Annotated in this window: 22 protein-coding genes; 6 read left to right on the top strand and 16 right to left on the bottom strand. The window is 63.8% G+C overall.

Translation table 11 applies throughout. The features are described 5' to 3' along the window. Positions 1 to 39: 39 nt before the first annotated feature. On the bottom strand, positions 40 to 276 hold the full coding sequence (locus P3T18_RS31265) for a DUF4148 domain-containing protein (protein ID WP_429303838.1): 237 nt from the start codon (positions 274 to 276) through the stop codon (positions 40 to 42). A gap of 454 nt (positions 277 to 730) precedes the next feature. On the opposite strand from P3T18_RS31265, the gene P3T18_RS31260 reads away from it, so the two are divergent. From P3T18_RS31260 to P3T18_RS31245, 4 genes are read left to right on the top strand one after another with little or no spacing between them, the layout of a single operon-like run. Beyond that, complete coding sequence (locus P3T18_RS31260) at positions 731 to 1,762, top strand: alpha/beta fold hydrolase (protein ID WP_429303837.1); 1,032 nt, start codon at positions 731 to 733, stop codon at positions 1,760 to 1,762. A gap of 45 nt (positions 1,763 to 1,807) precedes the next feature. Continuing rightward, positions 1,808 to 2,179: a GFA family protein gene (locus P3T18_RS31255; protein ID WP_429303836.1), complete on the top strand. Its 372-nt coding sequence runs from the start codon at positions 1,808 to 1,810 to the stop codon at positions 2,177 to 2,179. Further along, positions 2,176 to 2,298, top strand: coding sequence for a hypothetical protein (locus P3T18_RS31250; protein ID WP_429303835.1), 123 nt, complete (start codon positions 2,176 to 2,178; stop codon positions 2,296 to 2,298). The genes P3T18_RS31255 and P3T18_RS31250 overlap by 4 nt, the downstream gene beginning before the upstream one ends. 7 nt (positions 2,299 to 2,305) lie before the next feature. Next, positions 2,306 to 3,649: an ATP-binding protein gene (locus tag P3T18_RS31245; RefSeq protein WP_429303834.1), complete on the top strand. Its 1,344-nt coding sequence runs from the start codon at positions 2,306 to 2,308 to the stop codon at positions 3,647 to 3,649. Positions 3,650 to 3,694: 45 nt separating this feature from the next. On the opposite strand, the gene P3T18_RS31240 is transcribed toward P3T18_RS31245, so the two are convergent. From P3T18_RS31240 to P3T18_RS31195, 10 genes are all read right to left on the bottom strand, one after another. Beyond that, positions 3,695 to 5,014, bottom strand: coding sequence for an MFS transporter (locus P3T18_RS31240; RefSeq protein WP_429303833.1), 1,320 nt, complete (start codon positions 5,012 to 5,014; stop codon positions 3,695 to 3,697). A 144-nt stretch (positions 5,015 to 5,158) separates the two neighbouring features. Beyond that, positions 5,159 to 5,431: a DUF3325 domain-containing protein gene (locus tag P3T18_RS31235; RefSeq protein WP_429303832.1), complete on the bottom strand. Its 273-nt coding sequence runs from the start codon at positions 5,429 to 5,431 to the stop codon at positions 5,159 to 5,161. Further along, positions 5,428 to 7,017: a PepSY-associated TM helix domain-containing protein gene (locus P3T18_RS31230; RefSeq protein WP_429303831.1), complete on the bottom strand. Its 1,590-nt coding sequence runs from the start codon at positions 7,015 to 7,017 to the stop codon at positions 5,428 to 5,430. The genes P3T18_RS31235 and P3T18_RS31230 overlap by 4 nt, the downstream gene beginning before the upstream one ends. Next, positions 7,014 to 7,268: a DUF3649 domain-containing protein gene (locus P3T18_RS31225; RefSeq protein ID WP_429303830.1), complete on the bottom strand. Its 255-nt coding sequence runs from the start codon at positions 7,266 to 7,268 to the stop codon at positions 7,014 to 7,016. Before P3T18_RS31225 ends, P3T18_RS31230 begins: the two co-directional genes overlap by 4 nt. A gap of 44 nt (positions 7,269 to 7,312) precedes the next feature. Further along, the gene (locus P3T18_RS31220; protein ID WP_429303829.1) at positions 7,313 to 9,838 is read right to left on the bottom strand and encodes a TonB-dependent siderophore receptor; all 2,526 of its coding nucleotides are present in this window, start codon (positions 9,836 to 9,838) and stop codon (positions 7,313 to 7,315) included. A 130-nt stretch (positions 9,839 to 9,968) separates the two neighbouring features. Further along, on the bottom strand, positions 9,969 to 10,955 hold the full coding sequence (locus P3T18_RS31215) for a FecR domain-containing protein (protein WP_429303828.1): 987 nt from the start codon (positions 10,953 to 10,955) through the stop codon (positions 9,969 to 9,971). Between the two features lie 31 nt (positions 10,956 to 10,986). Next, on the bottom strand, positions 10,987 to 11,502 hold the full coding sequence (locus tag P3T18_RS31210; RefSeq protein WP_429303827.1) for a sigma-70 family RNA polymerase sigma factor: 516 nt from the start codon (positions 11,500 to 11,502) through the stop codon (positions 10,987 to 10,989). A 173-nt stretch (positions 11,503 to 11,675) separates the two neighbouring features. Continuing rightward, positions 11,676 to 12,773, bottom strand: coding sequence for a porin (locus P3T18_RS31205; protein WP_429303826.1), 1,098 nt, complete (start codon positions 12,771 to 12,773; stop codon positions 11,676 to 11,678). A 253-nt stretch (positions 12,774 to 13,026) separates the two neighbouring features. After that, positions 13,027 to 13,512, bottom strand: a complete 486-nt coding sequence (locus tag P3T18_RS31200) for a hypothetical protein (RefSeq protein ID WP_429303825.1) — start codon at positions 13,510 to 13,512, stop codon at positions 13,027 to 13,029. 63 nt (positions 13,513 to 13,575) lie between these two features. Then, positions 13,576 to 13,839 carry an H-NS family nucleoid-associated regulatory protein gene (locus tag P3T18_RS31195; protein WP_429303824.1) on the bottom strand — a complete coding sequence of 88 codons (264 nt, stop codon included), beginning with the start codon at positions 13,837 to 13,839 and terminating at the stop codon, positions 13,576 to 13,578. Between the two features lie 285 nt (positions 13,840 to 14,124). On the opposite strand from P3T18_RS31195, the gene P3T18_RS31190 reads away from it, so the two are divergent. Together P3T18_RS31190 and P3T18_RS31185 are read left to right on the top strand one after the other, a co-directional pair. After that, positions 14,125 to 14,637 carry a redoxin domain-containing protein gene (locus P3T18_RS31190; protein ID WP_429303823.1) on the top strand — a complete coding sequence of 171 codons (513 nt, stop codon included), beginning with the start codon at positions 14,125 to 14,127 and terminating at the stop codon, positions 14,635 to 14,637. Then, on the top strand, positions 14,634 to 15,161 hold the full coding sequence (locus P3T18_RS31185; protein ID WP_429303822.1) for a DsbA family protein: 528 nt from the start codon (positions 14,634 to 14,636) through the stop codon (positions 15,159 to 15,161). The genes P3T18_RS31190 and P3T18_RS31185 overlap by 4 nt, the downstream gene beginning before the upstream one ends. Before the next feature lie 80 nt (positions 15,162 to 15,241). Here P3T18_RS31185 and P3T18_RS31180 read toward each other — a convergent pair whose 3' ends face one another. From P3T18_RS31180 to P3T18_RS31160, 5 genes are all read right to left on the bottom strand, one after another. Continuing rightward, positions 15,242 to 17,506 carry a molybdopterin cofactor-binding domain-containing protein gene (locus tag P3T18_RS31180; protein ID WP_429303821.1) on the bottom strand — a complete coding sequence of 755 codons (2,265 nt, stop codon included), beginning with the start codon at positions 17,504 to 17,506 and terminating at the stop codon, positions 15,242 to 15,244. Next, positions 17,503 to 18,018: a (2Fe-2S)-binding protein gene (locus P3T18_RS31175; protein ID WP_429303820.1), complete on the bottom strand. Its 516-nt coding sequence runs from the start codon at positions 18,016 to 18,018 to the stop codon at positions 17,503 to 17,505. Before P3T18_RS31175 ends, P3T18_RS31180 begins: the two co-directional genes overlap by 4 nt. Further along, complete coding sequence (locus tag P3T18_RS31170; protein ID WP_429303819.1) at positions 18,015 to 19,310, bottom strand: c-type cytochrome; 1,296 nt, start codon at positions 19,308 to 19,310, stop codon at positions 18,015 to 18,017. The genes P3T18_RS31175 and P3T18_RS31170 overlap by 4 nt, the downstream gene beginning before the upstream one ends. 75 nt (positions 19,311 to 19,385) lie before the next feature. Continuing rightward, positions 19,386 to 20,528 carry an alkene reductase gene (locus P3T18_RS31165; RefSeq protein ID WP_429303818.1) on the bottom strand — a complete coding sequence of 381 codons (1,143 nt, stop codon included), beginning with the start codon at positions 20,526 to 20,528 and terminating at the stop codon, positions 19,386 to 19,388. Positions 20,529 to 20,674: 146 nt separating this feature from the next. Continuing rightward, entirely contained in the window at positions 20,675 to 21,889 is a 1,215-nt protein-coding gene (locus P3T18_RS31160) for an MFS transporter (protein WP_429303817.1), read from the bottom strand. Between the last annotated feature and the right edge of the window lie 27 nt (positions 21,890 to 21,916).

Below are 21,916 nucleotides of genomic sequence, written 5' to 3'. Positions count from 1 at the left end.
AGTGGTTCGATAGAAAAGGGTCGAGTGGACAGCCGTTAATTAGCTACCCTGATAAAGCTTGTTGAGCGCGGCGAGCTGTCCGTCTTTCTCGGCTCGCACCAGTTCCTGGCGAACCTCCGCACGCGTCTTCACTTTCTGTGCGGTCTGGATCGGCAGCGGCTGGGACACGCGCGGCGTGCCGTCGACGGCGACATTCGTATCCACGGCATTGCCGGCGAAAGAGGAGGCGCTGGCCACACACGCGGCGAGTGTCAAAGCGATCATCGAGACTTTCATGTCGTTCTCCTGAAACAGTTCGGATGGAAAAGTCCGTCGGAGATCCGCAGCGGCTGCATCGGTCATGGATGCCTGAGTGCCTCAAGTGGATTCCGTCGTTGGATGCATTAGAGCGGCACGACGTATCTGGCATGTGTCTGGAAAACGGCCGATTGCAAGGCTATGTATCGCGTCGAACTCCATACACATTGAGAAACAAATCAGTGCTTTTACCCGTTGAGCATCGCCATGGCGGTGGTGTCGGGCGGGTTTGTATCTCAATGTGTACGAAGTCCGTCGAGACACACAAAATTGCACAGGCGCGTATCGCGGACATAAGCGAGATACGTGCGCCGGGTTAAATACGCTCATGCCAGCCGAGCTGGCTGCGTAGTCCGGAATGCAAACGGACGCCCCGCGAAAAAAGACTCCTGCGGTTTTTCCAGCGCTTCATTCAAATAAAGGGAAATGAGCCATGTCTGAACAGATCAACATTCGGCGCCGTCGTCTGCTAGGTACGACCATTGCAGGGATCAGCCTGATGGAACTCGGCCTGAGCGGCCTTGCCCAGGCGCAGTCGAGCGGCACGAAAGCGGGCGCGGCCGTCGCCTCGTTCGACAATCTGCGGCAGATCAATGCAGGCGCGCTGAACGTCGGTTACGCAGACGTCGGCCCCCAGAACGGCCCGGTGGTGATCCTGCTGCACGGCTGGCCGTACGACATCAACAGCTTTGCCGAAGTCACGCCCCTGCTGGTCGCGGCCGGCTACCGCGTCATCGTGCCGTTTCTGCGCGGCTACGGCACCACGCGCATCGTTTCACCGGACACCCCGCGCAACGGCCAGCAAGCCGTGATCGCGGTCGACATCATCAACCTGATGGACGCGCTGAAAATCGACAAGGCCATTCTCGGCGGGTTCGATTGGGGCGCGCGCACGGTGAACATCATCGCGGCCCTGTGGCCGGAACGCTGCAAGGCGATGGTGTCGGTGAGCGGTTATCTGATCGGCAGCCAGGCGGCCAACAAGGCGCCGCTGCCGCCGAAGGCGGAATTTGCGTGGTGGTATCAGTTCTATTTCGCGACCGAGCGCGGCCAGGCCGGCTACGAAGCGAATCGCCACGACTTCAACAAGCTGATCTGGCACACCGCATCACCGAAATGGGATTTCGACGACGCCACGTACGAACGCTCGGCGGCGTCGTTCAATAACCCGGATCACGTCGCGATCGTCATCAGCAACTATCGCTGGCGTCTCGGTCTCGTGAATGGCGAAGCGAAATACGACGAGCTGGAAAGACGTCTCGCCGCAGGTCCGACCATCTCGGTGCCCACCATCACGATGGAAGGCGACGCGAACGGCGCGGCCCATCCGGAACCGGCGGCCTACGCGAAGAAATTCACCGGCAAGTACGCACACCGGAATATCGGCGGCGGCATCGGACACAACCTGCCGCAGGAAGCGCCAAAAGCATTCGCCGACGCGATCATCGACGTCGCCCGCTTCTAAACCCGCTTCTAAATCCGTTTCTAAACCTGATTATCGGGAACAGCCATGAGCAACGACGTTCTGAAAGGCGCCTGCCATTGCGGCGCCGTGAAATTCGAAGTGCGTACCGCCGTCACACCCGCCGCGCGCTGCAATTGCAGTTTGTGCCGCCGTAAAGGCGCGCTGATGACGCCGACATTTGCCGCGAACGACCTGAAAATCCTGCAAGGCGAAGATGCCCTCACGATGTATCAGTTCAACACGCGGGTCGCGAAGCACTTTTTCTGCAAGCACTGCGGCATCTATCCGTTCCATCAGACACGCAAAGATCCGCAACTCTGGCGCGCCAATATCGGTTGCTTCGACGGGATCGACGCCTACGCGCTGGAGGCGAATCTGTCGGACGGCGCGAGTCTTTCTGTCGTGGAGGATGCATGAAACGCTTCTTCGCCATCCTCGCGTTCATGGCCGGCGGTCTGGCCACGGAACTCGCGCATCCGCTGCAATGCTCGCTGATCGGCACCGGACGCGTACAGATGACTCGCCGTAAGCGATGATGCGGCGATGGACAGGACCGACGGCAATCGGCGCAACTCGCGTTCATGGTGGCGCGGGCCGCGCACCTTGTTCGCAAGGCTGACCGCGATCCTGTTCGTCGCACTCGTCCTCGCGCAGGCGCTGTCGTTCTGGCTCACCATGACCGAGCGCGACGCGACCATGACCGACACCATGACGGGTTATGTCGCGCGCGAAGTGGCGATCTCGGTGGCGCTGCTCGACCGCTTGCCGGCCGATCAGCGCGCGCAATGGCTGCCGCGTCTCGCGCGGCGTAGCTACGACTTCATTCCCGGACCTGGCCACAGCGGCGTGCCGCTTGAGGCGCCCCTCTCGGCCCGTTTCGCGCGGTCGATTGTCGACGGTATCGGCACGCGTTATCCGCATACCGTGAATGCCGTGCCAGGCGAGCGCGAGCGTCTTCAGGTGCATCTCACACTAAGTGACGGCTCGCCGCTGACCATCGATGTGCGTCCCATGACGAGCGCGCCTCTGTCGCCTTGGCTGCTGCTCGGATTGCCGCTGCAACTGGCTGCATTGCTCGCCTGCTGCGGGTTCGCCGTGCGCTTCGTCACGCGTCCGCTGCACGTGCTCGCGCAAGCGGCCGAAAGACTGGGACCGGACCTGAAGCCGACGCGATTGCGGGAAGACGGTCCGTCCGAGGTGGCGCACGCGGCGCGCGCTTTCAACGCGATGCAGGATCGCATTGCGATGGTCATGGCCGAGCGCATGCAGATACTCGCGGCCATCTCGCACGATCTGCAAACGCCGATGACTCGCCTGCGTCTGCGAATCGACATCATGGACGACGAGACACAAGCCGCAAAACTGCGCCGTGACGTGCTGGAGATGGAAGCGCTGGTGAAAGAGGGCGTGGCCTTCGCGCGCACGCTGTATGACCAGACCGAGAAGCCGTGCCGCGTCGATCCCGATGCCCTGCTCGACAGTCTGGTCTGCGATTACGTCGACGCTGGTCTGAACGTGTCGCTGCAAGGACGCTTCAACGGGCCGCTGACGACGCGGCCCCAGGCGTTGCGTCGCATCGTCGGCAATCTCGTGGATAACGCGCTGAAGTTTGCCGGCGCCGCGCATATCGCCGTCGCGGCGTCGCACAACGGGCGCGCGACTGTCATCGTGAAGGATCGGGGTCCTGGCATCCCGGACGATGCACTGGAAGCGGTGTTCCAACCGTTCCACAGGCTGGAAGCGTCGCGCAATCGCGGCACGGGCGGCACCGGTCTGGGTCTTGCCATCGCGCGGCAACTCGCGATTTCGATGGACGCAACGCTCACGCTGCGCAATCGCGCGGCCGGCGGACTGGAAGCCCGGCTGATTCTAGATGCGCCACGCTGAAACGTTGCGCTGCGTCGCGCGATTCGAATCAACCGGACCTTCGCGTTATGTCGCCGTGGCGTTGGTGTCTTCGATCGGACGGCGCGCCATGAACCAGTAGAAGAGCGCCGCGCATCCGGCGATCGCACCGCCTGAAATGAACGCAAGCGCATACGAGCCCGTGCGGTCGACGATGAATCCCGCCACCACCGGCGAAAACGCGCCACCGAAGTAGCCGCCGAAATTCTGTATCGCGCTCACCGAGGCGATCATCGACGACGGCGCGATGTCCGCGGCCAGCGCCCACGCCGAACCGACCACCGCGGCGATGAACGCGAGTCCGACGGTGAACAGCACGAGCGTCACGCTCAACGCCTGCGTGAAAGGCAGCGCGATCGCGCACACGGCGGCGCCGGCCGCGCAGCAGGCGATCAGCAGACGTTTTGCGTCGATGGCCGAGGCGAGGTGGCGGTCCACCATTTTTTTCGCCAGATAACCCACGGCGATTTCACCGAGCGCGCCGCCGGCCCACGGAATACCCGCATACACGCCGAGTTGCGCAAACGAAATATGAAAGCGGTCGAGCAGATAAAGCGGCAGGAACACCAGAAAAATGTTCCACAGCCAGATCGTGCAGAAGTAGCCGAGAATCATGCCCCACACGCTGCGTCGCCCGAACAGCGAGCGCCATTTGAGCGACGAACTGGCCAGCGAGCGTTCATGTCCGCCGCCGCCCGCTTCGATATAACCGAGTTCTTCCTTCGACAGACGCTTGCTGTCCACCGGATTGCGATACAGCAGCAGGAAAAGCAGCGCGAAGGCGATGCCGATTGCGCCCGTGACGTGGAACAGCGAACGCCAGCCGAACGCCACCATGAGCGCGACGAGCAGCGCGGGAGCGATCGCCGGTCCCCACTTCGACGACGAATCCCACACACCGGTTGCGAAGCCGCGCTCCTTGGCCGGAAACCAGGCCGCAGTGATTTTCGCGGACGTCGGCCAGCAAGGCGCTTCGCCTACCGCGAGCAGGGCGCGCATCACCAGCAAACCGGAAATCGAGCCCACCACACCGGTCAGCCACGTTGCCACGCTCCACCAGATCATGCCGAGCGCATAGGCCCGCTTTGCGCCGAAGCGGTCGATCACCCAGCCTGCCGGCAACTGCATGACCGCGTATGTCCACGCGAACACGCTGCCGAGCAGGCCGATCTGCGTGCGTGTCAGCCCGAGTTCCTGGATCATGCCGGGCGCGGCGATGGAGAGACTCGCGCGGTCCATGTAGTTGATGATGCCGCCGATCAGCAGCCAGATCAGCACATGCCAGCGGAAGTTGAGACGCGTGGTGCTGGCCGCGGCGGCCGGTACAGGCAGGGTATCTCTGTCCAAAACGTGTCTCCGTCCGGATGGCCGTGGGCGGCCATTTATCTTCGTTGTGAGCGCTCCGGAAGGGCGAGCGCATGAAACGACAAGTGTACGGACGGGGACTGGCCGACTCCAATGCTGAAATTGGATGTGGCGATAGCGTTTTTGTTATCGCTGGCCGAACGGCATCAACGCGACGAACACCACGGCGGCCGCGAGACTGACGTGTCCGAACCAGATCACGAGGCCGACATCCCAGCCGGCGCGGTGTGCGGCATAGCCGAGCGACGCCGCGAAAAGCACGGTCGCCGCGACGCGCATCGCGTGGGTTGTGCTTCGCGAAAGCGGACGATTGAAGAGACGCTGCTGCTGTCGCGCGGAGGCGAGGCAAACCGCGACGAAGCCGCACAGTGAGAGGCCGAACACCGCGGCATGCATCATGTTTGTCGCGCACGAACGGCGGCGTGCGAACGCGCAGCACGTATGGCCAGTTTTGCGAACAACAGCCCGAAACCGGATAACGCGAGATCGAAGCAGACAAAGCGCGCGTCGCCTTCGCGCAGACGTGTAAAAAGCAGGCCATGCATCGTCACGAGATCGAGCAAAGGCAGCAACAGGCACGACAACGCAGCGCCCGTCAGCAATTCGATCCATCCTCGCTTCGGCAATCGAAACGTTGCGTAAAGCCACGCCGCGCTCCATGCGATAAAGAAGCAGCGGACTTCCCACTCGGCTCGTCCGGGCAGCATCGACGGCAATAGACGGTTGGCCCACAGGAAGACGCTCATGGCGAGCGGCAAGCCGGCAATCGTCGCGATATTCAGTCGTTCGACCAGGCGAAAGCCAACGGGCGGTCGGCCGGGATCGTCGAACTTCGCGCGGCGCTTGACCGTCCACATGACGAGGCCGGTGCCGACCATTGCCGTGCCGGCGAGGCCAAGCAGGAAATACAACGCACGCGTCGTCGTATCGGCGAAACGTCCTACGTGCAAGGCGTACAGCACGCCGCGCGTTTCGGCGGCCGGCGCGACGCTGTCCTGAGCGCGCAGCAGTCGTCCGTTCGTGCCGTCGAACAGCAGAAACTGCGGACTGGTCGACACGCGGTCGGTGTCGCCGCGCGACACCAGTACGCGCGCCGCGGCGTCGCCAGGAAGCGTGACGATCACGTTGCCGATCGACGCCGAGCCCCAGCGTCGTTCGGCTGCGCGGACCATCGGGCCGAGCGCATATAGAGGCGCGCGATGTCCCGAGCGTTTGCCGGGCGGCACGAAGGCGTTGATCTGCGAGAGCGCGGCCGTGCGTGCCTGCGGGGTGGGAAACGCCGCCTGTACTCCCCACGGCATGTAGAGCAGCGCGAGCGTCACGAGACCCGTGTACGTGATCATCAAGTGGAACGGAAGCGCCAGCACGGAGAACGCGTTATGCGCGTCGAGCCATGAACGTTGACCTTTGCCCCGGCGGAACGTGAAGAAATCGGCGAGCAGTTTTTTGTGAGTGATGATGCCGCTCACGATGCTCACCAGCATGAACATCGCCAGCACGCCGACGATCCAGCGGCCCCACACGGGCGGCATGTAGTACAGGTTGAAGTGGAAGCCGTAGAAGAAGTCGCCGCCGCGCGTGTCGCGCACGGTCACGCGCTGTCCGGTGGCGGGGTCGAACGCGGATTCGGTGAAGCGCGCGCCGTCGCGCCACAGCGCCCGTGCGGTCGTGGCGCGGGAGTCCGGCGTGCCGATGAACCACTGGGGACTGTCCGGCGCAATCCGGGCGAGTTGCGCCGCGATACGTTCGACGACATCGGCCGCCGGCTGCACGGCGTGCGGCGAAGCCAGCTCGGGGCGCATCCATGCCGAGATGTCGTCGCGGTAATAGCTGACCGTTCCGGTGAGAAACACCGCATACAGCAACCAGCCGGCGAGCAGGCCCGTCCACGTGTGAAGACCCGCCATCGCCTGACGCAGTCCGGCCGGCTTCTTTGGCTTTGGCTGAAGCCTCGCGCGAGCAGTCTGCGTCACGGCTTCGCTCATGGCTTCATTCGAAGCGTCGCTGCGCAGGCCAGGCACGCAAACATCAATGCGGCTGCGATCAGTCCGAGCCACGCACGCGTGGCGCTGCGTGCGGCGAATACCCACACCACGGCACCCGCATATACGGCAAAGCTCGCAAGCAGTCCGACGATCACGGCTTCGCTGCGCGCGAGGGGCAGCACGAGCGCAGCCACACTCGACAACGCGGCGAGCGCGTAGCCGCCCAGCACAGCGGCGACGATGCGGGCCACGAGCGGCCCCTTTGCCCGTGCCGCCGATGCAAAGCCGCCTGTGCTTACCAAAGATACCTCACCGTGCCGAGAATCGTGCGACGTTCGCCGAATTCGCACGAGGCCGCGCTTTGACAGCCCGTCAGGTATTCGCGATCGCCGATGTTCTGGATGTTCAGGCTCAGCGAGGCGCCCTTCAGGCGTCCGTCGATATGGCCGAGATCGTAGCGCGCCATCAGATCGAAAACGGTGTAGCTCGAGGTTTGCCACTGATTGGCCGCGTCGCCGTACGAACTGCCGGTGTAACGCACGCCCGCGCCCAGTTCGAAACCGGAGAGCGCCGGTTGATCGAAGCTGTACGTGGCCCACAAACTCGCCTGATGCTTGGGAATCAGCGGCAACTGCTGACCGAGTTGGGCGGGATTGTTCGACGCCAGAATGCGCGTGTCCGTGAACGTGTAACTGGCGATCAGCTTGATCTGCCGGGTGATCGTTGCATGCGCTTCGAGTTCGACGCCGCGCGAACCGACTTCGCCGGTCTGCACGCTATACAGAATGTTTTGCGGATCAGGCGTCAGCACGTCTTTCTGCTTCATGTCGAACAGGGACACGGCGAACAGCGCGTCGTAACCGGACGGTTGATACTTCACGCCGATCTCGGTCTGCTTGCCGCGAGTCGGCGTGAACGCGTGGCTGCCCGTCGCCGGCGAACTGGTGCCGATCTGCGGTTCGAACGACGTCGAATAACTGATGTACGGCGCCACGCCGACGTCGAACAGATAGCCGAGCGCGACGCGTCCCGTGAAGGCGGTGTCGTCGGCCTTCGTGGTGATGTGCGTATTGCGGTTGTTCAACGCCGCATTCGACCAGTCGTTGCGCCCGCTCAGCGTGAGAATCCAGCGGTCGAGTTTCATCTGGTCCTGCAGATACGCGCCGTACTGGTTGAGCGTCTGCAGATTGTTGGCCGTGTACGTGATGGTGGGCGCGGCGCCGGTGTTGATCGGATTGAAGATGTCGATCGAACTGGCGGCTACCGTGCCTGTGTAGTTGTCGATCGTTTCGCGGCGGAAGTCGAAGCCTGCCAGCAAGGTGTGATTCACCACGCCGGTCCTGAATTTGCCCTGCACCTGATTGTCGACGGTGAACTCGTCCATGCTGCGATTGATGTCGGTCGCGCGCCGAAGCAGCGTGCGATAGTCGCTCGGCAAACCGGTCGCGGTGTTGGTGACGAAGCCGTTGCCCCACGTCGAGTAGTTGTGCGTGTTCACATGCGCATAGCGCAGCGCCTGTTTGACCTTCCAGTCGTCGTTGAACGCGTGTTCCGCCTCGTAGCCCACGGCGTAGTACTCGCGGTTCAACGTGTCGCGATCGGGATCGCCCACGTTCAGATTCGAATGAATCTGTCCCAGCGGATTTTTATAGAGCGTGCCGTACGCCGGATAGTATTGAGTGGCGATGCCGGCGTCGTCTTTCTGATACTGCGCGAGCAGCGTGAAGGAAGTATTTGCGCTCGGGCGGAACGTGAGACTCGGCGCGAGATAGGTGCGGTTGTCGTCGGCGCCGTCTACCTGCGTGCCGCTATCTCGACGCAGCGCGACGAAGCGATACAGCAGCTTGCCGTCGGGATCGACGGGACCGCTGAAATCGAACGCGCCTTGCACGTGATCGAAATTGCCGCCTTGCAACTCCACTTCGTGACGCGCTTCTTCGGTAGGCCGCTTGCTCGTCATGCTGATGATGCCGCCGGGCGGATTCTGGCCGAACAGCACCGAAGACGGTCCTCGCACCACTTCCACGCGTTCGAGTCCGAACGGCTCGGATTGCGCGCCCTGTCCGCCCAGGCCATAGGGCAGCATGAGGCCGTCGAGATAGAAGTTCGGCATGAAGCCGCGCACGCGAACGTAGTCGCGGTCGGTCGTCACGCCGAAGCTGTCGCCGCGCACGCCGGGCGAGTAACGCAGCGTGGCGCCGACACTTTGCGCGGCCTGGTCGGTGATCTGATCGGCCGTGACCACGGAGATCGACTGAGGCGTTTCGAGCAGCGGCGTATCGGTCTTGGTGCCGGCGGCACTGCGCAAGGCGACGTAACCGTCGGTTGCGGTCCACGCGTTTTCGGCGCGGCCTCGCACGTGAACCGGCTTCAGTTCGGTCGGTCCGCTCTGCTCGACCGGCGTGGGCAAGCGATGCAACCGGTAGACGCCGCCTTCCACGGCGACGGCTTCCACGCCGGTGCCTTGCAACAGGGCGTTCAGTCCTGCCGACGCGCTATACGTGCCGTGCAATCCGGCGCTTTGCACGCCGCGTGTCAGGGCAGGGTCGGTGCCGACCATCACGCCGGACGTGCGGCCGAACGCAATGAGCGCTTCGTCCAGTTGACCGGCGGGAATGTCGTAGCGACGCGTGTCGGTTTCGGTGCGTCCCGTTTGCGCGCGCGCGTCGACCACCGACAGCGGCGCAACCGCGCCGGCGAGCGCAAGCGCGACCGTTAGCGTGGACAGCCTGGGAGTACGACGAACCGTGTGACGCAAGCTGTGACGAAGAGCGTGACTGAAGCGGCGGTGCGCAGCGGCGCGGCAATGGCCTCGTGCCATGAAAAATCCTTGATTCGAGCGTTGATTGGATGACGCCGCCGTGCGCATCGGCTTCGTCTTATGAGGTCTAACGCGCGAATCGAAAAACAGTGCCGACTTTTTTCGGGTGGGGTTTTAGCGAAAGAAAGCGTCAGCTGGTGCGACGCGTCAGCGTCACCCAATAGCTGGAGCGCGTTTGAATGCCGACGGGCAGAACCTGCTGCAACAGACGCAGTACCTTGTCGGTGTCCTGCACGGGGAACGAGCCCGTCACGCGTAAATCGCTCGCGGACGTATCGCAGCGCAGAATGCCGCGCCGGTAGCGCGACAGTTCCGCGATGAAATCGCCGAGCCGCATGTTGCGCGCCACCAGCAGCCCGTCGATCCACGCCACGTTGCCGGGTTCCAGCGTGACTGGCGGCGCGATGTCGACGCGGCCAAACGACGTGCTCTGACCGCGCGCGAGCGTCAGCACGCGACCCGACGCATCGTCCGGACGGATCTCCACCGCGCCTTCGATCACGCTGACCTGCGTATCGCCTTCGTTTTCCGCAGGCTGGCGCACGGTGAAGCGCGTACCAACCGGTGTGATGACGCCGTTACGCGTCGCGACGTGCAAGGGGCGGCCCGCCGGATCGCGTCCGGTGATGACGAGAATCTCGCCTTCGTACAGCGCGATGCGGCGTTGCCGGTCATCGAAACGGACATCGGCGGCGCTGCCGGTGTTCAACATGAGACGCGTGCCGTCGGCGAGAATGAACTCGCGGCGTTCGCCGGTCGCGGTGCGATAACCGGCGCTCCAGCCGCGCCACGGCAGCCGCTCCATCAAGCCCCATCCCATCACCCCCGTCGCCGACAATCCCAGCAGACGCGTCAGCGTGCGGCGCCGTTTCTGCTGCGCGCCGGTCACGCTGTCGAGCACCGAGCGCGTGGCTTGCGGCCCGATCCGCGCCACGTTTTCATCGAGGCTTTGCGTGAGCGAGGTCATGCGCCGCCACGCTTCTTCATGCAGTGGACTGCGGGCTCGCCAGCGTTGGCACGCGGCGTGATCGCGCGGACTCGCGCCGGCTTGCAGCTTGACGATCCAGTCCGCCGCCTGCGCGACGATCGACGCATCGATACGAGGCGCGGCGCTCATGGCGTTGCGCGTTCGAGCGGGCGCGTGCAGGTCATTCGTAGACCACCAGATAGCATTGCTGCAGCGCCTTGGACATGGCCTTCTTCACCACGTCGAGCGACAGGTCGAGTTGCTGCGCGATCTGTGGATAGCTGAGGCCGTCGAGTTGAGCGAGCAGAAAAATGGCGCGCGTGCGCGGCTGCATTTTCTCGATCAGCCGGCAGAGCTGGTCGAGCGTTTCGAGAATCAGCGCGCGCGCTTCGAGCGAGGGCGCGGTGGCTTCAGGATGGGTCGCCAGCACGTCGAGATAGGCCCGTTCGACCTGCGCATGCCGGAAATGGCTGACCACCAGATTCTTGGCGATCGTCGTCAGATAGGCGCGCGGCTGTTGCAGCGCGTGTTCCGGATAGCCGTGCATCAGCCGTTCGAACGTGTCGTGCGCCAGGTCGGCGGCGTTGTCGCGGTCGCCGAGTCTGCGTTGCAGGAAGCTCACGAGCCAGCGGTGATGCTCGACGTAGAGCGTGCTCACGGCGGCGGCCTGATAAGGCATTGCGGATGAATTGGACACGGGACGAACGCCGGCGGAAGTCACTGGTTAATGAGAATCACTCGCATTCTAATCCAGGTTTCCTTCCAGTGTGTAATCTACTGCGCATACGGCCGCATAAAAAAACGGCGCGCACCCGGAGGTGCGCGCCGCTGTTCGCCGACAGACGTGCCCGGCCTGAGCCGGGCCGGCCATCAGAAGATGTTGCGCAAACCGACTGCCACGCCGGTCTGGTTGTTGCGACCCGGGAAGTCCGCTTGCGCGGCGCCGGTGCCACGGATGAAGTCGACCGTGCCATACACTTCGGTGCGCTTGGACAGCGAGTACTCGGCCAGCAGCACGCCCGAGTAACGCACGCCGCGACCGAGCGTCGTGCCGTCGGCATTCAGCGCGTTGCGCGAGTGGTCGTAGTAGGCGGCGGCCGTCAGCAGCAGCGGTGCCGTGACCTGCCACGTCGAGCCGACGTAGAAGCCGTCGTCGATGCGGTTGGTGTTGGTCACGGGCGTTGCCCAGCTGGCGGCCGGCGAACCCGCCGCCGCCATGTACTGGTCGACGACGCCGGTGTTGTCCTGCGAGTGCAGCCAGCCCGCGAATGCCTTGACGGTGCTGAATGCGTAGACCGCGCTCACGTTGACCACGTTGAACTTGTTGTTCTTCACGTCGCTGTTCTGCTGGAAGCCTGCGTCGAGCGACAGACCGCTGTACGTGTACGACGCCGTGAAGGCGTACATGTTGTTCGCGCCAGTGCTGCCCGCGACGCCGCCGAAGCTGTACATCGCTTCCACGTTCAGGCCGCCGAACTGGCCGTTGTACTTCACCGAATTGTTCTGACGCAGACCGTAACCGAGCGCACCCGGCAGCCAGCCGTCCTGATCGTAGTTACCCACGGTCAGCGGATCGTAGACGTTGCCGAGTTGATCGAACAGCGGCGTATTCTGGCGGCCGAACGTCAGCGCGCCGTACTGGTTGCTAGACAGCCCGGCATAAGCCATCCGGTTGAAGAGCGTATTGGAACTAGCGAACTGGCCGTTCCACAGGTTGAAGCCGTTCTCGAGACGGAACACCGCCGAGAGGCCGCCGCCGAGGTCTTCGGAACCCTTCAGGCCGAAACGGCTGCCGGTGATCGGACCGACGCCCATCGACACCTGGCTGTCGTTGTTGGCATTGGCGTTGGTGAGATAGCGCACGCTCGTGTCGACGATGCCGTACAGCGTGACCGAGCTTTGTGCGAATGCGGATTGAGCCGCGATAGCGATGATTGCGCCAGCGACGACGCGAAGAGTTGTCTTCACAGAGTTTTTCCCCGTGTGTAGTTATGAGGCGAAGCGCGGGCCGATAGGACCCGCGCTTCATGCGTGGCTTTTAGCCAGGCGCATCATATTGCCGTCAAAATTTTTAGGTAGTCGGGGCCGGCACCAGTGTCTCCCGTGTACAACATGGGATTGACTTCGCGCCACGCAGGCAGTCGCTCGCGCAAGCTTGCGCCGCGCTCACGTGCGATTACAAAGTCCTGAACACGGCGACCGTTCTGCGCGATCGGCGCGCTCAGCTTTCCGACGCCGCCTGCCAGATCGGATGAGATCGCTCGATGACACGCGCGGCCAGGTCGAGCGTGCCGAGTGCCAGCGAAAGATGATGATTGACCGAGCTGATGATGGTGTCCACGCGCGGCGACATCTTGTCCCACAGCGCGGCGCGCATGGGATCGGTGAGTGTGTCGTCGTCGAGTTCTCTGGCTTCCTGCACGACGCTCGTGAGCAGCGCGACCTGTGCGCTCATGCCGGCGTTGAGTTCGGCGGTGGTCTGAATGGCCTGTTGCGCGCCGCGCACTTCGGAATCGAGGAACTGGCGCGACTGCTCCGCGAATGGCGCGAGCGCACCGTCGAGCCCCGACGTGCGCTCGAGTGTGTCGTGCAAGGCGGCGAGCGACTGCCGCTGACCATCGAGCGCGGTGGCGACTTCAACGAGCAGATGAGCGAGTTGGCCCAGTTCGACGATGACACCTTCGGCGTGACTACGATCGGGTTTCATTTTTCTCAGACTCCTCTCCGGCAAAAGAAACGCGACGACAGTGCCACGCGACGGCCTCGTCTCTCACGCGCTTTCGCTGCGGAAATGTTCGATGCTCTGTCCCGCCGCCACGGCGCGGCGCAGCCACTCCGGCAAGCTGCCTTCGCCGCTCCAGCAATTGCCGGATGCATCCTGGTAGCGGGTTAGATGTCGGGCCTGCTCGATCTCTTCTTCCATTGCACGCTCCAGCGCCGCCAGCGTGATGCCGCATTCGTCCATGCGTTTTCTGATCCAGAGAATGAGGCGTTCGCGTGTTTCGGTATCGGGCCGGGCGATGAGCGTAGACATGATGGACTTGAAAATTCGGTATTCGACTTGTCGAAATTTGACCATTGCTTTGCCAGACTTTCTTTCCGAAATGCACGGCACAGATCGAAGCCGACCGGTTGCACGAAAAAGAAAAGCGTCGAGAGACGCGCCACTATACGAAGGTGTTACTCACACCTGCCTGGTCGTGATTCATCGAACCCAATGCATAGCTGTTGCTGCGTTTTCATCCGGCCTATTCTGCTAGACACGAAAGGTCGTGCAGAGGGCGCGGCCCAGCATGCAACGAGAGGAGCGTAGCCATTCATGTCGAACCCGTCTTCACCATCCGCCAGTCACGTTCTCGACGCAGGGACGCTCGCGCCGGACTTCACGCTGCAGGCCACACCCGATCAGAAGATCTCGCTCTCCGAGCTTCGCGGCGCGCCCGTGGTCATCGCGTTTTATCCGGCGGACTGGAGCCCGGTTTGCGGCGACGAGTTGGGTCTGTTCAACGCCGCGCTGCCCGCGTTGCACCGGTTCGGCGCGCAACTCGTTGCCATTTCGGTGGATAGCGCGTGGTCGCATGCGGCTTATTCGGCGCAGCGCAAATATCATTTCCCGCTGCTGGCCGACTTCGAGCCGAAAGGTGACGTGGCGCGCCGCTACGGCGTTTATCGCGCGAGCGACGGCGTGTGCGAGCGCGCGTTGTTCGTCCTCGATAAAGACGGCGTCATACGCTGGGCCTATGTCTCGCCTATCACCGTGAATCCCGGCGTCGATGGAATTCTCGACGCGCTCGAGCATCTCGAATCTCCCACGAAACAGGACACACCATGAGCCATCTCTCTCCGCCGGTCGGGTCTCTCGATCACATTCAGGGCACCGTGGACGCGCCCGTCACGCTCGTCGAATACGGCGACTTCGAATGCCCGTATTGCGGCGCGATGTACGGCGTGGTGAAGGCCGTTCAGGAAGCCATGGGCGCGCAGATGCGCTTCGTCTTCCGTCACTTTCCGCTGACGGACATGCATCCGCATGCCTTGCACGCCGCGCAGTTCTCGGAAGCGGCGGCGGTCAAGGGCAAGTTCTGGGAAGCGCACGACGCGCTCTACGAAAACCAGCAAGCCTTGAACGACTCGGCGTTGCTCGAATACGGCGAGCAGTTGGGTCTGCACACGCGCGATCTGCAAGGCGCTTTCGACGGCGCCTATGACGAGAACATCCAGCGGGATTTCGACAGCGGCTTGCGCAGCGGTGTGAACGGCACGCCCACGTTGTTCATCAACGGCCACCGTTACGACGGCGACCGCGACGTGCGCAGTCTGCTCGACGCGCTGCGTTCGGCGGCCAATTCCGCGTAGACGCGTCGCATGTAAAAGCGGGCGGCAAGATCATCTTGCCGCCCGCTTTTTTGCGATCCTGAAGGAAGCCGCACGTTCCGTTACACGTCGATCAGCTTGCGCAGATTTTCGCCGCCCAGCGGCATATCGCGCAGACGTTTGCCGGTGGCGTCGAACAGCGCATTGTTCAAGGCGCCGGCAGTCGGTCCCATCGACGCTTCTGCTGCGCCGAGAAAACGCTCGCCGGGTCGGTTGATGAGGTGCACGTCCACGCTCTTCGGCACCGCCGAAAAACGCAGGATCGGATAGCTGCTCCAGTCGAAGCTGCGAATCCGCTTCGTGTCGAACTGCAACTGTTCATACAGCGTCCAACTGGCCGACTGGATGATGCCGCCTTCGATCTGATTGCGTACGCCATCGGGATTGACGATCTGTCCGCAGTCCACGGCGGCCACCGCATGTTCGAGCACGACCTGACCCGTTTCCGGCACGACGGAAATCTCGACCGCCAGCGCGACGTAGGCCATCAGGTTCTTGTACTGCGCGAACGCAAAGCCGACACCATGATTGCGTTTGCGCGCCGGACGCGGCCAGCCGAACTTGTCCGTCGCCAGTTTGATGACGTCGCGCGCACGCGGGTCCTGCAAGTGCTTCAGGCGAAACGCAACCGGATCGGCGCCGGCCGCCGCGGCCAGTTCGTCCATGAACGACTCGATCGTGAAGACGTTCATGTGCGCGCCGAGCGAACGCATCGCCGACGTGTGCAGCGGCATGGTCGGCGAAAAATTGTTCATGACGTGCAGGTTCGGCAGCTTGTATAGCGGGATCGCATTGCGATCCCCGCCGCCTTCGGGCTGCACCATCGGCACCGACGGTGCGGACACGAACGGCTTCTCGAGCAACTGCGCGGGAATCAGCCGGCCCGCGTTGACGATGCGCTCGTTGTGCGAACTGCTCCACAGTGCGTAGTCCCAATCGACGATACTGCCGCCCGCGTCGAGCGATGCACTCACTTCGGTGACCATGGCCGGCGTGTAGTGGTCCCACGTGTTTTCCTGCTCGCGCATCCACTGCACACGCACCGGCTGGCCATCCATTTCACGCGCGATCAGCGCGGCATGCGCGGCGGCATCGTCGGCGGGATTGTGTCCGTAGCAGCCCGAGCCTTCCACGTGAATGCAGCGAATCTTTTCCTTGGGCATCGACATCATTTCAGCCAGCCCGTCGCGCAGCGGATAGACGCCTTGCGAATGCGTCCAGACGGTCAGGTCGCCGTCCTTGAAGAGACCCACCGCGCACGATGGCCCAATCGAGCCGTGCAGCATGTAGCGTCGCGTATAGCGGGCCGCGAGTTTCCTGACGGCGGGGCTCGTCAGGTCATGCGTGTTGGCGATTTCGATGTGCTGGGTCGAGATCGACTTGAGTTCGCGATGCACGGTGGCGGGGTCGGGCAGCGCGCGCCCTTCGCTCCACCGACACCCGGCGGCCAGCGCGCGCTGAGCGCGCACCGCCTGCCATTCGCCTTTCGCGACCACCGCAAGCAGGCTGCCGTTGCGGATCACCTTGATGACGCCCGGCATGTTCAGAACCTCGGGCGTGTTGGTGCTGAGCAACCGCGCCTCGTAGACGGGCGGCATCACCACGCGCGCGTGGACCATGCCCGGCATCGTCATGTCCTGCACGTAACTCACGCCGCCCGTCACCTTGCGCGGAATATCCACGCGCGGCAGCGAGGTGCCGATCATGCCGAAGGTAGCGGGGTTCTTCAACGGTGACGTGGGTGTCGCTACGCGGTGAAGATCGACGAGACCCACGGCCTCGCCATACGTCATGCTGCGGCCGTCCGGTAGTTTGATGACGGCGTTGCGCGTGCTCAGCGTCGCACTATCCACGCCGAAGTGCTTCGCCGCCGCGTCGACAAGTAGCCCGCGCACTTGCGCCGATGCGTTGAGCAGGGCGGTGCCGCTGTCGGCGATCGTGTGGCTGCCGGCGGTGAGACCTTCGTCGGGCGATGCGCCGGTGTCGGCGGTCAGGAAGGTGATCAGCGCGGGCGCCATGTCGAGTTCCTCGGCGGCCACCTGAAGCAGCGCGGTACGCACGCCCGTGCCGAGTTCCACCTTGCCGGTGTAGACCGTGACCTTGCCCGCACGGTCGATTCTGATCCACGAATCGAGGTACGGATTGGTCTTCAGACTGCCGCCGAGCGCCTGGGTCGCCTTGCCGATATGCACGGCGGCGCCTTCGTCGGCAATCACTTCCTGGGCCATCGCGTCGACCCCGGGGATCATGCTGAAGCTCACCAGCAGCGCGCCCGACAGCATGAAACGGCGGCGTCCTTCGTTGATCGTTTCTTCTTCGACGCTCATTGGGCGCCTCCCTGACTCACGGTGCTTCCCGCCGCGCTTTTATCGGCGTTATCGGGCGACGGCAGATGCGCGACTTCGCGGATCGCCGCGAGAATCCGCTTGTGCGTGCCGCAGCGGCAGAGGTTCGGTTCCATGTGATCGAGCAGTTCGCGTTCGCCTGGACGCGGATTGCGGTCGAGCAGCGCCTGCGCGCGCATGATCATGCCGGCGATGCAGTACCCGCACTGCGCCGCCTGATGGTCGATAAACGCTTTTTGCAGCGGACCGGGATGCTCGATCGTGCCGAGACTTTCGATCGTCCGCACGGGCTTTTTGCCGATCGACGCGACCGGCACGACGCACGAGAAAACGGCTTCGCCATCCACGATCACGGTGCATGCGCCGCATTGTCCGAGGCCGCAGCCGAACTTCGCGCCGTGCAGTTGCAGGTCGTTGCGCAGCGCGTAGAGCAGCGGCGTCGAGGGATCGATATCGAGCGTGTGCTGCACGCCGTTGACGGTGAGTTGGATCATCGCGCGTGGTTCTCCTTTCTGACCTTCGCAGCCAGCGCCGGCACATCGCTCCACGGGCCGCGCTGCGAATACGCCGTGCGAATGTAGGACGCGAGATCGGCGATCTGCTGGTCGTCGTAAATCTGGCTGAAGGCGGGCATGTAGTTCATGCTGTCTTCGCCGTGCCAGCCGTTGCCGCTCAACATCATCTGGATCGCGTTGCGCGGCGACGCGGCATTCACGGCCGTGCTGAACGCCAGGGTGGGACGCTCGCCGATCGACTGCATCGGCGCGTTCGGTCCGTGGCATTGCGCGCAGGAAGCGGCGAACAGCAGCGCGCCGCGTTGTGCGTCGGGCGAAGCGGCAACGGCAGCGTGCGCGCCGGTGTCGGTGGCAAGCGCGGCGGCTGCGGCTTGCGGTTTCTGGATCGAAAGCAGGTACGTGGCGATGGCTTGCACGTCTTCCACGGGCACGGTCGCCAGATCGCGCGTGACGGGCAGCATCGGTCCCGCCGCCGCGCCGTGTTCGCTCGCGCGGCCGGTGCGCAGATACGTGACCAATTGCTCCTTCGACCAGGCCTTGGGTGCCGCGCCGAGCGCGTTCAACGCAGGCGCTTCCCAGCCGTCCACCACGCCGCCGTCGAACGCATGACCGGACTTCTCACCGCCGATCGCATTGAGCGGCGAATGACACGACGCGCAGTGGCCGAGACCGTCCACCAGCAGCTTGCCGCGATTCCATTCGGCGTCTTTCGACGTGTCCGGCTGTTGCGCGCCGGGATGCAGGAACAGCACGTTCCAGAACGCCAGCAGGGGACGGAAGTTCAGCGGGAAGATCAGCTTGTTGGCGGGCGCGGTGGCGTTGACCGGCTCGCGTGTCATCAGATACGCGTAGGCCGCCGAGATGTCGTTATCCGACATGCGCGTGAAGTGAATGTACGGAAACGCCGGATAGAGCAGATGCCCGTCGCGCGCGACGCCGTAGCGCACCGCGCGCGTGAACGCTTCGAGCGACCAGTTGCCGATGCCGGTGTCGGCGTCCGGTGTGATGTTGGTCGCGTAGATCGTGCCGAACGGCGTGGCGAGCGGCAAACCGCCCGCGAACGGCTTGCCGCCCTTCGCGGTATGACACACGATGCAGTCGCCGAGCGCGACCGCGCGCGCACCGGCGAGCCGCGTCTGCGCGTCGAACGATGATCCGGCAGGCGGCGTGACTGGCGCGATGGCCGGCCGCCACATCAGCAGAAACGCCGCGATCAGGCCGGCCACGACGACCACGCCGCCGCCCGCCAGCAATCTAGACTTGCGAGTCATGCGCGCACCTGTCACGTGAGTCGGGGTGAAAAGACACGGCGCGCGTCGCGCCGTACGAGTGGGCGAAGGATAGCGTCATGCCTGCGTCACGTCCGGTTGCGCGGTGTGTCCGCTGCCATTGAAGGCCGGGTAGTCGATATAGCCGGCCGCGTCGCCGCCGTACCAGCCTTTCGAATGCGGCGTGGCGAGCGGCGCGCCCGCCGCGATCCGTTCGACCAGATCGGGATTGGCGATGTAGACGCGCGCGAACGCCACGAGATCCGCCTGACCATCGCGCACCAGGGTCTCGGCATGGTCGACGGAAATCGCGCCGTTCACCATCAGCGTGCCGGAATACACGCCGCGCAGACGTTCGATGATGCGCGGCAAATCCGGCTGACCGCTCCAGCCGTTCGTATCCGCTGCATGCACGTAGGCCACGCCGAATTCGTCGAGCATCCTGCCGACGTAGTCGTAGGTGCCGTCTGGGTCGGCGTCGCGCACGTTGTTGTAGTGCGCGTACGGCGAGATGCGTACGCCGACTTTGCCGGGCGGCACGACGGAGCCGATCTCCGTGAGAATGTCGCGCAGAAAATTGGCGCGGTTTGCCACCGAGCCGCCGTAACGGTCGTCGCGAGTGTTGGTGGTCGAAGAAAGGAACTGGTGCGGCAGATAACCGTTCGCCGCATGGACTTCCACGCCGTCGAAACCGGCCGCGATCGCATTCGCCGCGCCTTGCCGGAAATCCGCGATCACGCGCTGCACTTCGTCGAGCGACATGGCGCGCGACGGCGTGGCGTGAATCTTCGTGTATTCGCCGTTGTGCAGTTGCCCCCACACCTGCAACTGTTCGAGGTCGTCGTTCAGGCCCGAGGGCGACAGCGGCGCTTCGCCGCCGAGCAGCGCGAACGAACTGACGCGTCCGCTATGCCACAACTGCATGAAGATGCGGCCGCCCGCGGCGTGCACCCGGCTCGTGATGTCACGCCAGCCGTCCATCTGCTCGGCCGTGAAGATGCCCGGCGTGAGGTCGAACGCGAGCGAGGACGAACTCACGTTGGTCGCTTCGCTGACGATCAATCCCGCCGACGCGCGCTGCACGTAATACTCGGCCATCATTCCAGTCGGACGGCCGCGCAGCGGCGCACGCGAACGGGTCATCGGCGCCATGACGACGCGATTCGGCAAGCGCAGTCCCGACAGATCGAAGCCGTCGAGCAAAGGCGAAAGTGAGGACATGGTGGTTCCTTTTGCGAGCGATCTGACGTCGCCCGGTGAATGACACTGTCGATCAGCGTATCGCCAGGCCGGCAAGAATTCCTGAAGCCACGCTGAAACGTTCTGAACCGGACGTCGAAGCGTCCGGTTTCGAGGGAATACGCGTATCAGGCAATGCGGGCAGCGTGCGGCCGGCCGATCACGAGGTAGTGAACCAGCGCGATCAGCGGAAAGGCCGTGGCCACGGCGGCGACGAGCGGCCAGCCGCCGTGCTCGTAAAGCGGGCTGGCAAGCGCCGAACCGAATGCGCCGCCCACGAAGATGCTGGTCATGTACAGCGCGTTCAGACGGTTACGGCTCGCCGCATGCAGCGCGTAGATCTCGCGCTGGCCGAGCACCATGTTCATCTGCACGGCGAAGTCGAGCACGATGCCGGTCGCGACCAGACCGATCACGCCCCACGCCGGATGAATCAGGGCCGGCGTATAAGCGAGCGCGCCCACCACCAGCGCGATCAGGGTCGCCCGCACGGTATGGCCCGCGTCGGCGAGACGGCCCGCGACCGGCGCCGATGTCGCGCCGATGGCGCCGACCAGCGCGAAGATGCCGATCTCGGTTTGCGTGAGCCCGAACTGACGGGTCAGCTCCACGGGAATCGCGGTCCAGAACAGGCTGAACGAAGCGAACATCAAGCCTTGATACAGCGAGCGATGACGCAGCACCGGCATCGTGCGCAGCAGATGGCCGAGCGAGCCGATCAGTTCGAAGTAGCTCGCCTTGTGATCCGGCTGGCGGCGCGGAATGGTCAGCGCGAGCACCGTGGTCACGATGGCCATCAGCACGGCGCCGGTGCCGAACACGGCGCGCCAGCCGAAGTGGCCGGCCACCACGCTGGACACCGGACGCGACAGCAGAATGCCGAGCAGCAGGCCGCTCATGATGTTGCCGACCACTTTGCCGCGCGATTCATCGGGCGCGAGGTGCGCGGCGAGCGGAATCAGGATCTGCACGGCGACCGAACTGAAACCGATCAGCAGCGAGACGACGAGGAACGGTCCCGGCTGATGCACGAACGTCGCGGCGGCCAGACTCACGATCGACACCAGCGCGGTGGTGATCATCAGCTTGCGGTTTTCCAGCAGGTCGCCGAGCGGCACCAGAAAGAACAGGCCGAACGCGTAGCCGATCTGCGTAAGCGAAACGATCAGGCTGGCCATGCCGCCGGACATGTGCACGTCCGGCGCGATCAGTTCGGTGATCGGTTGCGCGTAGTACAGGTTCGCGACGATGGCGCCGCAACAGAATGCAAACAGCGCGATCAGACTGCGTGTCAGCTTGACGGGACCTGTGCCGCCCGTCACGGTGGATGCCTGAATCGACATGACTGCTCCCAGAAAAAAGAAGAAAAA

Source organism: Paraburkholderia sp. GAS199, assembly GCF_050436585.1.
GTDB lineage: Bacteria > Pseudomonadota > Gammaproteobacteria > Burkholderiales > Burkholderiaceae > Paraburkholderia.
The sequence above is the reverse complement of the archived record's forward strand: the minus strand, read 5'-3'. Positions and strand labels throughout refer to the sequence as shown.